This window comes from Comamonas sp. Tr-654, assembly GCF_011752915.1.
In the GTDB taxonomy this organism is placed as follows: Bacteria; Pseudomonadota; Gammaproteobacteria; order Burkholderiales; family Burkholderiaceae_C; genus Comamonas.
On record NZ_VWWQ01000010.1, the window covers coordinates 84,110 to 98,756 of the forward strand.

10 protein-coding genes are annotated in these 14,647 nt (G+C 62.8%); 1 reads left to right on the forward strand and 9 read right to left on the reverse strand.

Annotated features, from left to right (window positions below; translation table 11 throughout):
* Position 1 precedes the first annotated feature (1 nt).
* From F3J24_RS24025 to xdhC, 7 genes are all read right to left on the reverse strand, one after another.
* Positions 2 to 1,096, reverse strand: a complete 1,095-nt coding sequence (locus F3J24_RS24025; RefSeq protein WP_167011299.1) for an ABC transporter permease — start codon at positions 1,094 to 1,096, stop codon at positions 2 to 4.
* Positions 1,089 to 2,648, reverse strand: a complete 1,560-nt coding sequence (locus tag F3J24_RS24030) for an ABC transporter ATP-binding protein (protein ID WP_167011301.1) — start codon at positions 2,646 to 2,648, stop codon at positions 1,089 to 1,091. Before F3J24_RS24030 ends, F3J24_RS24025 begins: the two co-directional genes overlap by 8 nt.
* Positions 2,649 to 2,724: 76 nt before the next feature.
* Entirely contained in the window at positions 2,725 to 3,657 is a 933-nt protein-coding gene (locus tag F3J24_RS24035) for a LysR family transcriptional regulator (RefSeq protein ID WP_043006990.1), read from the reverse strand.
* A gap of 155 nt (positions 3,658 to 3,812) precedes the next feature.
* Positions 3,813 to 6,002 (reverse strand): diguanylate cyclase domain-containing protein, encoded by a 2,190-nt coding sequence (locus tag F3J24_RS24040; RefSeq protein WP_240154460.1) that lies wholly within the window; start codon positions 6,000 to 6,002, stop codon positions 3,813 to 3,815.
* Between the two features lie 136 nt (positions 6,003 to 6,138).
* Positions 6,139 to 6,777, reverse strand: a complete 639-nt coding sequence (locus F3J24_RS24045) for a Crp/Fnr family transcriptional regulator (protein WP_167011303.1) — start codon at positions 6,775 to 6,777, stop codon at positions 6,139 to 6,141.
* 115 nt (positions 6,778 to 6,892) lie between these two features.
* Positions 6,893 to 8,227, reverse strand: coding sequence for a urate hydroxylase PuuD (locus F3J24_RS24050; RefSeq protein ID WP_167011305.1), 1,335 nt, complete (start codon positions 8,225 to 8,227; stop codon positions 6,893 to 6,895).
* A 292-nt stretch (positions 8,228 to 8,519) separates the two neighbouring features.
* A complete protein-coding gene (gene xdhC, locus F3J24_RS24055) occupies positions 8,520 to 9,350 on the reverse strand; it encodes a xanthine dehydrogenase accessory protein XdhC (RefSeq protein ID WP_167011307.1) in 831 nt (276 codons plus the stop codon).
* Between the two features lie 265 nt (positions 9,351 to 9,615).
* Here xdhC and F3J24_RS24060 point away from each other — a divergent pair, with 265 nt between their 5' ends.
* On the forward strand, positions 9,616 to 10,026 hold the full coding sequence (locus tag F3J24_RS24060) for a hypothetical protein (RefSeq protein ID WP_205244948.1): 411 nt from the start codon (positions 9,616 to 9,618) through the stop codon (positions 10,024 to 10,026).
* Between the two features lie 85 nt (positions 10,027 to 10,111).
* On the opposite strand, the gene F3J24_RS24065 is transcribed toward F3J24_RS24060, so the two are convergent.
* Complete coding sequence (locus F3J24_RS24065; RefSeq protein ID WP_167011311.1) at positions 10,112 to 13,264, reverse strand: efflux RND transporter permease subunit; 3,153 nt, start codon at positions 13,262 to 13,264, stop codon at positions 10,112 to 10,114.
* 3 nt (positions 13,265 to 13,267) lie between these two features.
* Positions 13,268 to 14,545, reverse strand: a complete 1,278-nt coding sequence (locus F3J24_RS24070) for an efflux RND transporter periplasmic adaptor subunit (RefSeq protein ID WP_167011313.1) — start codon at positions 14,543 to 14,545, stop codon at positions 13,268 to 13,270.
* Positions 14,546 to 14,647 lie beyond the last annotated feature (102 nt).

A 14,647-nucleotide genomic window follows, 5' to 3' on the forward strand; every position in this document is an offset into this window, starting at 1 on the left:
ATCAGGCTCCCTTCACTGCAGAAATGGCGCCGCCGACCTTCTTCGCCACCCAGCGGATGCGATAGGCAACCAACGTGTCGCAAGCCAGCAGCGCGAACAGCAGTAGACCCTGGAAGACGCCGGTCAACGCCTTGGGCAGGCCCAGACGCGACTGCGCCAGCTCGCCACCGATATAAAACATGCTCATGAGAATGGCCGAGAAAATCATGCCCACAGGATGTAGGCGCCCCACAAAGGCCACGATGATGGCCGCAAAGCCGTAGCCAGCGGGCACATAGGGCGTGAGCTGACCCAGGGGGCCAGCGACTTCCAGCGCCCCCGCCAGACCGGCTGTAGCGCCGGAAATCAGCAGCGCCGTCCACAGCGCCTTGCGCGAGGAAAAACCAGCATAGCGTGCCGCCGACGGTGCCAGGCCACCGACCTGCAGCGCGAAGCCGGCGCGCGTGCGAAACAGAAATGCCCACAGCAGACCGGCACCCAGCAGCGAGATGACGACGCCGATATTCATGCGCATGCCCTGCACCAGCCGAGGAATCTGAGTGACGCGTTCGAAGCTCTTGGTCTGCGGGAAGTTGTAGCCCATGGGATCCTTCCAGGGACCGTAGACCAGATAGCCCAGCACCAGCGTGGCCACATAGACCAGCATCAGGCTGACCAGGATTTCGTTGGCGTTGAAGCGGTCGCGCAGCAAGGCGACGATGCCCGCCCAAACCATGCCGCCCAGCATGCCGGCGATCAGGATGGCCGGCACTATCCAGGGTCCTGTGGTCTTGTCGGCCAGCAAGGCAATGCCGCCCGCAGCCACCGCTCCGATGACGAACTGGCCTTCGGCACCGATATTCCAGACATTGGAGCGAAAGCACACGGCCAGCCCCAGCGCAATCAGCAGCAAAGGCGTGGCCTTCACGGCCAGCTCGCCGAGGGCATAGCCCGATTTGATGGGCTCCCAGAAAAAGGCCTGCAAGCCCTTGACCGGATCCTTGCCCAGCAGGGCGAACAGGCAGACCCCGACTAGCACGGTGATCAGCAACGCCAGAATCGGCGAGCCATAAGTCCAGAATCTGGATGCCTGGGGACGTTGTTCCAGCTTAAGCATGGGCACCTCCCTGCACCGCCGCCGCATCCCACAGGCCGCTCATCCATTCACCAATCTGCTGCACCGTGGCAGCCGCTCTATCCACCGAAGGACTCAGGCGGCCCTTGGCCACCACATGCAGGCGGTCACAAATCTCAAACAACTCGTCCAACTCCTCACTGACCACCAGCACGGCGCAACCCTGGTCGCGCAGCTTGAGAATCTCGCCCCGGATCTGCGCCGCAGCCCCCACATCCACCCCCCAGGTGGGCTGAGAGATGATGAGCAGACGCGGCTTGGCATCAATTTCACGACCCACGATGAACTTCTGTAGATTGCCGCCCGACAGCGACTGCGCGGCCGAGTTCGGACCGCCTGCCTTGACGTTGAAGCGGCCGATGATGTCCCGCGCCTGCGCTTGCAGCGCCGCCATGCGGATCCAGCCGCCCTTGCCCACTGCGGTCTTGCGCGTCAGCAACAGGTTGTGGGCCAGGCCCATGCTGGGAACGGCTCCGCGCCCCAAACGCTCTTCGGGCACGAAATGCAGGCCCATGCCACGGCGCCGACTCGGCCCCATGCGTCCCACGCCCTTGCCGAGCAACTGCACGGCCTCTGCATCGGAACGTGTGTCCTCGCCGGACAGCGCATACATCAGCTCTTTCTGGCCGTTGCCGGAGACGCCTGCAATACCGACGACTTCGCCCGCACGCACCTGCAGCGCAATGCTCTGCAGATCGACACCGAAAGGGTCCTGGCTCCTGAGCGACAGCCCCTGCACACGCAGCACGGTATCGCCTGTATTCGCCGTGCGGTGCTCCAGCTCAGGCGGCTCCGAGCCTATCATCATGCGCGACAGCGAAGCATTGGTCTCGTTGGCCGGGTTGCACTCCCCCGTCACCACACCGCCGCGCAGCACCGTGCAAGCCGTGCACAGCGAGCGGATTTCATGCAGCTTGTGGCTGATATAGAGGATGGAGCAGCCTTCCGCTGCCAGGCGGCGCAGCACCACAAACAGCATCTCCACCGCCTGGGGCGTGAGCACCGAGGTGGGTTCGTCCAGAATCAGCACCCGGGGATTGGTCAGCAGGGCACGGATGATTTCCACACGCTGCATTTCGCCGACGGAAAGCGTATGCACGGGGCGATGCGGATCCACCTCCAGTCCGTAATCGCGGGCCGTGGCCTGAATGTTCTCGATCACCTTGGCCAGTGCAATGCTCTTGTCCAGGCCCAGCCAGACGTTCTCAGCCACGGTCAGCGTGTCGAACAGGCTGAAATGCTGGAACACCATGGCAATGCCCAGTGCCCGGGCTTCCTGCGGGTTGCGGATCTGCACCGGCTTGCCGTCAACCAGGATGGCGCCCTCGTCAGGCTTGACCGCACCGTAGATGATCTTCATCAGCGTGGACTTGCCAGCGCCGTTTTCGCCCAGGATGGCGTGGATCTCGCCGGGCTTGACTTTCAGCGATACCTTGCTGTTTGCAACCACAGCCGGGTACCGCTTGGTAATACCCTCCAGCTGCAAGCGCGCATGGGCACTCGCAGAGGGGGAATGTGTCGGGGGGGGATTCATCGCTGGATTGTCTCTCAATTCAAATAACAAATTGACTCAAACAGGCTCTATGCGCTGAACAGGAATACGATACAAGCTATTGATTTCGCAGCGTTAGTGCAACATTGCGAACCACCTCTCGCAGCCAGCGTGTAGCGGCACCAGCATGCGAACGCGCATGCCAGAGCTGGTAATAGACCAGCGGAGGGAATTCCACAGGGCAAGGCAATATGGCCAGGGACAGACGTTCGCTGAAACGCTCGCAGAACAATCTGCCCGAGGTCATGACAAGCAAGCTTGATGCCACCATGTCGGGTATCAGACTGAAATGCGCGCAGCGCGCCACGACCTGGCGACTCAGACCCATGCCCGCCAATTGTTCGTCTATCACGCCCAGGGCACCGGGATAAGCCGGCGTTGGCGCAATGTGCTCGGCCTCCAGCCATTGCTGCACATCCCAGCCCCTGCGCACTGCCGGATGCTTGGGGCTGACCAGGCAGACCACCTCGTCCTCGAACAGCTTGGCCATGTGCAGACCTTCCGGAGGCTGCGGCCAGTTGCCTATGACCACATCGATCTCGCCATCGGCCAGCTGCCCCTCGTAATGCGCCTCGGCGCTCAGTGGCAAGAAGTCCACCGGACAATGCGGTGCCTGCGCTTTCATGGCCGACATCAGCCGTGGCAGGAACTGAGGATCCAGATAGTCGCTGGCCGCGATGCGGAAAGTACGCGTCGAGGTCCGCGGGTCAAAATGTCGCGCATCGCTGAACAGTCCTTCAGCGGCACGCAGAATGTCTGCCGAAGGCTGGACCATGCGCAGACCCACATCGGTAGGCTGCATCTGTGCCCCGGACCGCACCAGCAAAGGATCACCCGCCAGCTCGCGCAGACGCCGCAGGGCGGCCGACACCGCCGGCTGATGCATGCCCAGCCGCAGGGCCGCCCTGGAGACGCTGCGCTCCGTCAGCACGGTGTGCAGCACCCTGATCAGGTGCAAATCTATCTTGTCGAACAAGGTCTGGTCGCGCATAGGTCACGGCCATCCGGGCACTTGGCACGGCCAGCCTCATCCATTTTTGTATACAAAGCAGCCGCAGAGCGTAACTCAGTCAGCCCCTTTGAGCAGCCAAGGGATTGCCCTCTAAGCCGTCATATCTGCCTTGAATTCAGCATGCTCAATCCGGCTCAGACCGCCGCCGTCATCACTTCCACGCGGTTGCGCCCTTTGCGCTTGGCGGCATAGCAGGCCATATCGGCCCCCTTGAAGGCGCTGGCCGCGGTGTGGTAGCTGGCATCCAGCAGCAACATGCCGATGCTGGCACTCAACATATAGCGCTGGCCCTGGTAGGAGCCCTCCCAGTCCTGGATGGCCATGCACAGCAGTTGCGCATGGCGCATTCCTTCCTCCCGGCTGATTCCGGCCATGAGAATCGCAAATTCATCGCCCCCCACCCTGGCGACCCAGCCATGGGGGCGCACCGTGGACTCGATCAATCGGGCGATATGACCAAGCACCTCGTCGCCCACCTCGCGCCCCCCCTGACGGTTGACCTGGGAAAAGTGATCCAGATCCACATACAGCACGATGCCATGCACCAGGGGCTCGCTTTGCGAGCGCGCGATCGCATTCGCGCGCCCCATGCTTTCCAGATAATCGCGGCTCGTATATTCCTGCAGCCATTCCTTGAGCCGCAGGGCAAAAGCCGTCCGGTTGGGCAGGCGCGTCAAGGGATCGTGCATGGCTTTCCAGCTCGATTGCTCACGCAACTGGCGCTGAGTGGTCACATCCTCGAGCTCCCAGACCAGATATTGGCCATCCAGCGCCTTGCCCGACTGTTCCCAGGCCCGGTGCATGCGCAGCATGCTCTGACCGTGAATACGCACCCATATCGGCCTTGAATCTTTGCGCATCAGGCAGACTTCGCTATCAAACTGTCCGTAGGTATCCAGTGCCCGCCGGACCCGCCCCATCAGATCCTCATAGTCGGCCTCGCTGGCACACAGGTCACGCACGGCCAGGCCCTGCATTTCCCGAGGCTGATAGCCCAATACCCTGGCGGCCTGCATGCCCACACGCTGCACCTTGGAGCCATGCGTCACGATCAGCCCCACGGGGGCATAGTCCATCAAGGTCTGCAGCTGCATCTGCAGTTCACGCTCCTGCTCGCCATGCGCCTCGTATCCACCACCCAGGGCCTGCAAGGCAGAGCGCAGGGTCTGGGCCTCTCCCCAGTCATGATCGGACAGGCCATGCCACCAGTTGGCGCCCCGAGTGGCCGAATCCATCTCCAGCATCAAGCCGCGTCGGGAAGCCCGTTCCGCCGAGCGAAACAAGGCCGTCAACGGATAGGCGATCAGGCAAAGCACCACCCCCAGCAATCCAGCCAATGCCAGCAAGGCCGTAGCCAGCCAGCCCATCATCCTGGCCGAGACTCCGGGTACCCATTCCTGAACATCGCTGACCTTCAGCAAAGTCCATTGCGCCCAGGGCAAGGGCATGGCGCTCCAGAGCTGGTTGTTTCTCTGCTCGCTGACTGCACCGGCCTGAGCCATCTTGAGCCAGGCCCGGTCGATTCCGCCCGGCAGCACGGCGTCGCCCGCAGCGGCTGGCAATTGCCACTGTCCCTTGCTGCTGAAGGCCAGCGGACGCAGATCGCGGTCAATCAGCAGCAACTGACCGCCCGCTTCAACAGAAGTGGATTCCAGCGAAAACAAGACCGACAAGGGCGCCCGGTAGCTGCCGCCGAGAACCCCCAGCAGCTTGCCTTGCAGATCACGCACCGGCACCACGTTCTGAAACTCCAGCTGCAGCCCCGCATCACCGGGACGTACCCAGGCCTGAGTAACGGGCTTGCCCTCTGCCAGCGATCGCTTGAGCACTTCACGCAGCGGCTCGTCGAGCTGCTCTGCGGAAAGCGCCTGCTCCTGGCGTAGATTGACCAGCAACTGCCCCTTGCCATTGGCAAGCTGGATCTGCTCGTACTGCTGCGCCATGGATGCGGGCTGCCTGAGCAAGGCCTCCAGAGACTCCTGGGAGTCGTGCATATGCCCCGCCAGCACAGAGGACAGGGCATGCAAGGGTTTTTGCTGCTGTTCGACCCTAAAGGCCAGCGAACGCGCCGCGTACTCCAATGCCTTGGTCTGTGCCGGCAAGGCTCCATCCATGACGGCCCGGCGCAGGGAGTAGGCCACCCAGCCCGCAGCGCCGGCGCCGGCCAGCAGCACAGCGATCATGGCAACCAGCACCATGCTGCGCAGCATGGGCCCGGGCCCTCTGCGTACCCGGCCAGCATCTGCTGCGGCAGCAGCCTCCTGCGGCTGCGGCGGCGCAACCCAGGGCGGCTCTGATGGCAGTGAGAGGACAGCATCTGACATGGGCCTCAATATAGAGAGCCGATGTCTGCAACCCAACGAGAGGAAACCCCGGAGGTTGTCGATAAATGCTACGCCGAGCGGCTCCAGTCAGCGCATTGCCAGACGTTGCAGGGGCTCAAAAGGCCAAGCCCGGTATTTACCCCAGCGCCAGCACTTCCAGGGCGCCCGGCCTGGGCAATTCAATGACATTGCCGCGCCCGGCAATCAGGCCATGCTCGCGCAACTGCCTGAGCACTCGCGAGAATGTTTCCGGTGCAATCCCCAGCTGGGCGGCAATCATGCGTTTGCGCGCCTTGAGGGTGACACGCAAGCCAATGCCGTTTCCAGCCGGACTGGCATGGCTCAGCAACCACTGGGCACAACGGGCTTCTGCGTCCTGCGCCAGGCGACTGACCGCCAGGTCGGTCTGCGAGCAATAGGCCTTGGCCATATCCTTGAGCAGGTACTGCACGGCCGGAGCCAGATCCGCCACAGCACCGAGAAAGCGCGCCAGAGGAATGATGTAGATGCGCCCTGCCGTCTGTGCCTGCATATCGAGGCAGGACGGACGATCCTGCAGCGCAAAAGCCGCATCCAGCCAGGCCGGCCCTTCCACCTGTCCGAGGTGATGGCGCATGGCTGAATCCTGTCCCACACCCAGCATCACGCTGCCGCTTTCCAGGTACAGCACCGAATCGAGGGATTTGCGACGTTGCCTGAGCCAGTAGCCTGGAGCAAAGCTCTCGGGCTGCCCAAACGTGGAAGCGATTTGCGACATGGAGGGCATGGTGAACATAGACTGCACTGTGCCGGTCTTTTCGCCGATTCATGTTGAGCCACGTCAACAAGGCATGGTAAGCAACAAAAAAGCCGCAGTAGAAACTGCGGCTTTTCGCTTAGCAAGCCAATACTCAGTTCACGGCGGCGCCGGACTCGTACCAGGTCTTGATCAGATTGCGCTCGTCCTCGGACAGTGCGCCAGGGTTGCCGAAAGGCATTTTCTTCAGCTGCACCACCTGTTGGTAGATTTGCTGAGCATGCGACTTCACAGCTTCGGGCGAATCCAGACGGACAGCTTTTTGCTGAATGGCCGTGCCGTGGCATACCACGCAGTGCTGCTGGAAGATGGCATTGACCTTGGCGAAGCCTTCGCCACCAGCGACAGCTGGTGCTGCGGCTGCAGGTGCCGTGGCTGCGCCTTCGGCGGCGGGAGCTGCTGGCTCGGCAGTGGCAGCAGGTGCTGCAGTCACGGCCGCAGCAGGAGCAGCAGTCGCGGCCGGAGCAGGAGCGGCAGGCGCTGCAGCAACGGGAGCGGGAGCGGGCTTGAGCCAGACAAAAACGGCCAGCAGAGCAGCCACGCCGACAGCAGCGTAAGGCCAGGGGTGGTTGTTGCGACCCAGCTTGTAACCGTGGCGCATCACGAAGAACTGGCGAATGGCAGCGCCGGCAAACATCATGCCGATCAGCACCAGCCAGTTCATCTTGTGGCTATACAGCCAGCCATAGTGGTTGGACAGCATGGCGAACAGCACCGGCAGCGTGAAATACGTGTTGTGCACGCTGCGCTGCTTGGCACGTTGGCCGTGACGCGGGTCCACGGGCTCGCCAGCCTTCAGGGAAGCCACCACCTTGCGCTGGCCAGGAATGATCCAGAAGAACACGTTGGCGCTCATGGAGGTCGCGATCATCGCGCCCATCAGCAGGAAGGCAGCCTGGCCGGGGAAGATGTGGCAGGCCAGGTAGGCTGCGATACACACCAGCACCAGAACCATGGCACCGACGGTGGCGTCGCCATTCTTCTTCTGACCGAAGGTGCGGCAGATGAAGTCATACAGCAGCCAGAAGACCACCAGGAAGCCCAGAGCCGAAGCCACGGCAGCGCCGGTGCTCATGGCATTGGGGTCACCGGGAGTGACCAGATAGATATTGGCGTTCCAGAGGTAGGAGACCGTCAGCAGGGCAAAACCGGACAGCCACGTGGTATAGCTTTCCCAGTAGAACCAGTGCAGGTGATCCGGCATCTTGGGAGGAGACACATTGAACTTCACGGGGTGGTAGAAACCGCCACCGTGCACAGCCCAGAGTTCGCCGTTGACACCCTGCTTTTTCAGGTCGTCGTCCACGGGCGGCGTCAAGCTGCTGTCCAGGAACACAAAGTAGAAGGAGGAACCGACCCAGGCGATCGCGGTAATGACGTGGAGCCACCGCAACAGCAGGCCGGCCCAGTCGAGAATGTAGCTTTCCATAGCTCTCAACCTTGGCAGCGTGGGGCTGCCGAACAACCTGCTCACCACTGCGGGCGCTCTGAGCAGAAGAAAAGGCCGCGCTCCCGGACGTTACACACGGGGCACCGCTGCGACCATTCTGTCGACCGAAAGTGTATGCAGTTTTTGCCACTACAACTCTCGAATTCGGGATAAACCACCCTAGAGATTTCCCTAGTACAAGAGCCATGAGCAAGTATCGGGCCTGATTTTTAGGGCATGCAACCGTCTGTTTGCATGCCAGATGCACCAAGTCAGGGCACACCCCGCACCATCAGCTCGCAGGCAGGCGCTGCAGAAGCTGTGCCGCCACAGCGACCGCGATCACCTCGGGCTCCTTGCCGGTAATGCCCGGCACGCCGATCGGGCAGGTGATGTGAGCCAGCTCCTCATCGCTGAAGCCTCGGCTGCGCAAGCGGCTACTGAAGCTCGCCCATTTGGTCTTGCTGCCGATCAGCCCCACAAAAGGCAGATCTCCTCGCTCGCGCTGGCGCAACAGGCATTGCGCCACCACTTCCAGGTCCTCGGCATGGCTGAAGCTCATGATCAGCACCTGGGACTGCGGCGGCAGCTGCCCCACCGCGGCCTGCACCGGATCGGAATGCTCGCACTGCACGCCAATCTGCTCCTGCACAGGAAAGACTGCATCGCGGCTGTCCACCCAGATCACCCGATACGGCAGGCTGCGCAGAATGCGCACCAGTGCATGCCCCACATGGCCCGCACCGAACAAGGCCACGCATTGCGAGGGCTCTGGCATCAAGGCCCGCAGACGCTGGGCGTCGCGGGCCTCAAACCATTCGAAGTGCAGCTCCAGAGCACCGCCACAGCATTGGCCCAGGCTGGGGCCGAGGGCATAGCGCTGGACATGCTCGCGCGAGGCGGCGCAATCCTCGTCCCACTGCACCAGCAACTGACGCGCCAGAGCAATGGCCTGCCATTCCAGATGGCCCCCGCCTATCGTCCCCATCACCTCATCGGCAAACACAGCCATCCAGGCCCCCTCCTCACGGGGCACGGAGCCACGGGTGGCCTGCACCTGCACCCGGCACAGCGGCTGCTGCGCCAGACGGTTCAAGATTCCTTGCTGTGTTTCGCTCCACATGACTGAACGCCGATTGCTTTGATGACCGATATTCATGCATTTTCCGGTCCGCAATAGACAAACAAGCGTATGAGCACCTTAATCGGATGCATATCCGGGCCCTGTCTGACGAGTGGTTGCAGATTTTTCACGAGGCAGCATCGGAATTCAGCCCCAAGGCTGCGGCCCTCACCCATTTGCGGCTACGCTTGGCGTCATGCCCGAAACCCACGAACCCTCCCGCGCCAAACCAGCCCGCCGTCCCCTGAACTGGCTGCGGACCGGGATGATGGCTGCCGTTGCCGCAGTGCTGACCGCCTGCCAGATCGCGCCTCAAAGCCCATCCATAGGCACGACGCCTGCCGACAAGGCCAGTCCAAGCTATCGAAAGCAGGCTGCCCAGCATCTGTACGAGCACAACTCGGGCCGCATCTACAAGGGCATGCTGCCGCCCATGCTGTATGCAATCGGTGTGCTGCAGGTCCAGCTTGACGGCCAGGGCCGCGTGAAAAACCTGCACTGGATGCGCAAGCCCAGCCACGCACCCGAAGTGGTGGCAGAGATCGAACGAGCCGTGCGCTCCGCCGCACCCTTTCCTGCGCCGGGTCGCAGCGTGACCTATACCGACACCTGGCTGTGGGACAAGTCGGGACGCTTCCAGCTCGACACCCTGACCGAAGGGCAGCTGGGCGAGTAACCCCGCATAGCAAGCGGCCCGCTCAAACAGCGGGCCGAAGTGCCGGCGTTGCGCCGGCTGCTCTCCTGGTTCGTGACGCCGAGGATCACCCGGTCATCGCAGCGCTACGGTCCCGGCGCGAGAACAGCGAGATAAGTACCGGGAAGACAATCAGCACCAGCAGCGGCGCCATGCTGATGCCGCCGACCACCACCAGTGCCAGCGGGCGCTGCACCTGCGAACCGATGGCCGTCGAGAAGGCTGCCGGAAGCAGCCCTACGGCAGCCGCCAGACAGGTCATCATCACGGGACGGAAGCGCACCTCGCAGGCCTCGAGCACCGCAGCCGAGCGTTCTCGCCCTCGCGCCATCAGCTGGTTGAAGTACGACAGCAGGATGATGCCTTCCATCACCGCGATACCAAAGAGCGCGATGAAGCCGATCGCCGCCGAGACGCTGAAAGGTGTGCCTGTGACGAACAGCGCAAATACACCGCCCACCATGGCCATGGGAATCACGCTCAGGCCCAGCATCGTGTCCGTGAACGATGCGAAAGTGGCATACAGCAGCAGCGCAATCAGGACCAGCGTCACCGGCACGATCACGGTCAGACGATCGATGGCGTCCTGCAGATTGCCGAACTGACCGGCCCATTCCAGCCGATAGCCCGGTGGCAGGTTCAGCTTGGCGATGCGCTCCTGCGCCTCGTGGATGGCACCGCCCAGATCGCGGTCTCGCACGCTGAACTTGATGGGAATGTAGCGCTGCTGACCTTCGCGGTAGATGAAGGCCGGACCCGAGACCAGCTCCACCTTGGCGATCTCGCTCAGAGGGATCTGATGGACGCGGCCTGACTCTTCGTCCTTGGCGCCCACGGTCAGACGCTTGATGGCCTCGATGTCGTTGCGGTACTCGGCTGCCAGTCGCACCCGGATCGGGAAGAAGCGGTCGCTGCCTCGCTCGAACAGATTGCCGGCTTCGGTACCACCTATGGCCGCCTCGATGGCGGTATTGATTTCCCCTGTGCTCAAGCCATGGCGACCCGCCGCAAGCCGGTCCACCTGGATATTGAGCGTGGGCTGGCCGAGCAGCGTATACACACTCAGGTCAGTGATCCCCGGCACCTCGCTCATTACCTCCTTGATCTGCTCCGAGGTCGCCTTGAGCTGGTCCAGGTCGTAGCCGAACACCTTGACCGTGTTCTCGCCCTTCACGCCCGAAATCGACTCGGCCACGTTGTCCTGCAGGTACTGGGAGAAATTGAACTCCACACCGGGGAACTCCTCCTCCAGCTGTGCCCCCAGCTCGCGGATCAGGCGAGGCTTGTCCATGCCGGGACGCCAGTGCGACCGGGCCAGCAAGGGCACATTGAACTCGGCGTTGAAGAAGCCGTTGGAGTCCGTGCCGTCATCGGTGCGGCCTTGTTGCGAGACCACGGTATCGACCTCGGGCAGCGCCGAGATCTGGCGGCGGATGCGGTTCACCGTGTCATTGCCGGCCTCCAGCGAAATCGACGACGGCATGGTGGCGCGCACCCACAGATTGCCCTCCTCCAGTGTCGGCAGAAACTCCAGCCCCAGTCCGCGGATACCGATCAGCGAGGCCAGCACCAGCACGGCAGCCCCGGCCACCGTGGTGAACTTGTTCGCCATGGCAGCGCGCAGCGCCGGCAGGTAGATGCAGCGCAGCTTGCGCACAAACCAGGTTTCGCGGTGCTCGGCGTTCTCCGACAGCAGCAATGCGCTCAACGCGGGAGCCACCGTGAAGGTGGCGATCAGGCCGCCGGCCAGCGCATAGGCATAGGTTTGCGCCATGGGCCCGAAGATATGGCCTTCCACGCCACTGAGCGTGAACAAGGGCAGGAAGCCGGCCAGGATGATGATGGCCGCGAACAGGATGGGCTTGCTCACCTCGGTCGAGGCGCGGTAGACAGCAGCCAGCTTGCCGGTAAAGCCGGCAGGCACGGGCGCCAGCGGTGCCTGCGAGTCCCCATGCTCGCCGTCGTTCGCATGCCCCGACAGATGCCGGAAGATGTTCTCCACGATGATCACCGTGGCATCGATGATCAACCCAAAGTCGATCGCCCCCAGCGACAGCAGATTGGCCGACTCGCCTCTGAGCACCATGATCCCGATGGCGAAGAAGAAGGCGAACGGAATGGCCGATGCGACCACCACGGCACTGCGCAGATCGCCCAGGAACAGCCACTGCACGCCGAACACCAGCAGCACACCGAACAGAATGTTGAACAGCACCGTCTTGGTGGTGATTGCGATCAGCTCGCTGCGGTCGTAGATGCGCTCGATGCGCACGCCCGGCGGCAGCAGGTCGGACGCATTGATGCGATCCACCTCGGCTTTCACGCGGGCCATGACCGGCGTGCTCTTCTCGCCGCGGCGCATCAGCACCGTACCTTGCACGATGTCGTCGTTGTCGTCACGGCCCGCAATACCGAGACGCGGAAGCTGGCTGACCTTGACCTCGCCGATGTCGCTCACCCGCACCGGATTGCCGTTCGACTGCGTGAGCAGCGTGTTGCGGATGTCATCGATATGCTGGATCAGGCCCACGCCGCGCACCACGGCCGACTGCTGACCCACGTTGACGGTCTGGCCTCCCACGTTGACATTGCTGTCATTGAGTTTTTCCACCAGCTCCGACATCGTCAGGCCGAAGGCCGCCAGCTTGTTGGTATCGACCTGGACCTCGAAGACCTTGGTCTTGCCGCCCCAGCTCGACACGTCCAGCACGCCGGGCACGGCGCGAAAACGCCGCTCGACCACCCAGTCCTGCAGCGTGCGCAGATCGAGCACGCTGTAGCCGGGAGGACCCACGAGCTGATAGCGGTACACCTCGCCAATCGGGCTCCAGGGCGAGATTTCGGGCTGCACGCCATTTTGCAGCGGCGGCAGCTGGGCCAGCAGATTCAGCACTTTCTGCAGCGCTTCCTCGTAGGTCAGGTCATAGGTGAACTGCAGGCGCACATCGGACAGGCCGAACAGCGAGATCGAGCGGATGGCGCTCAAATGTTGGGCCGTGGTCAGCCCGGTCTCGACCGGAATGGTGATGTAGCGCTCGATGTCCTCGGCCGACTGGCCTTCGTTCTGCGTGATGACCTGCACGGCAGGCGGCACAGGGTCCGGGTAGGCCTCGATGTTCAGCTTGGTGAAGGCAATCACGCCCACTCCCAGCAGCACCAGGAACATGGCGATGACCAGGCCCCGCAGCTGCAGGACCGATTTGATGAGTGCGTGGATCATGGCTTACCTGTTGTCTGCGGCAGAAGCCAGCGCGGCTGCGCGATCGATGAACAGACTGCCCGCTGTGATGACTTGGTTGTCGGGCTGCAGTCCTTCGAGCACCTGCATCCAGCTTCCGTTGACCAGACCGGCCTTGAAGCTGCGCAGCTCGGCGCTGCCGTCGGCGTTCAGGATCCAGACACGGGTGGCATCGCCCTCGTGGATCACGGCCTCGCGCGGCACAGCCAGGCTGGGCGCGGTTTCTCCGGTCAGGATCCGCACCTGCGCGAACATTTCGGGCTTGAGCAGGCCGTCGCGGTTGTCCACCACGGCGCGCACGAGCAGGCGGCGGCTGTCGCCGTCCAGCGCGGAGCCCACATAGCTGACCTTGGCGTTGAATGTCTGCCCGGGCAGCGTCAGCACCGTGAAGTCCACGGGCTGCTGCAACCGAACGGCTGCGGCATCGCTTTCGCGCACATAGGCCAGCAACCAGATCTTGGAGATGTCGCCGATCAGCAGCGGCGCCTCGCCTTCGCCCGAGCCGCCGTCCACGAACTGGCCGGGGCCCACATTGCGTTGCAGCACCACGCCGCCGATGGGGGAGTAGACCGGGGCATCCGATGAAATGACACCAGTGTTCTCGAATTTCTGGATCTCGGACTGCGTCTTGCCCAGCAGCTTCAGGCGGCTGCGCACGGCCTGCAGTGCAATCTCGGCCGAGCGCAGGTCGCTTTGCGCGGCAAGCAGGGCTGCGCGCGCCTCATCCCAGTCCTTTTTCGATGCGGCTTCGTCCTTATGCAATGCATTGAGCCGGGCCTCCACCGCAGCGCTCAGCTCGAGTTGGGACTTGGTCTTGCGGTAGTCGCCCAGGGCGGCGATGAAGTCCTTTTGCGTCTCGATGGAGTCCGAGGCTTCCACCGATAGCAGCTTCTGCCCGCGCTGCACCTTGTCCCCGGAATTGACCAGCAGCTCGGTCACGCGTCCGCCAAATGGCGAATAAATGCGGGTGAGGCGGTTTTCGTCCAGAGCGATCTTGCCTTCTGTCACCACTTCGGCATAAAAGGACCTGCTCTGCACCTGCTGCACGGTAAAGGCTGCACGCTGCTTTTCGCTGGGATGGAAGAGATGCTGACGCGTCTTGGTCGCAGAGGCCTGCGTCGCAGCCGCTGCGACAGGCATGCGCTTGCTTCCCCCCTGCCACAACAGCACCCCGCCGCCCAGCACCACGCAGGACGCCAGGATGGCCAGAACGGTGGCTTTGGGAGATAAGCGCAAAACAGGGTTGTGGTGATGCTTGTCCATATCAGTCGCTAGTTCCAGAAATATCGGTTCTCATCCGCTGCACGGCAGCCTCCCGGCAAAGAGAGGCCGGGAGGCTTGGCTGTCGTGCCGCGTCCTGTCGGT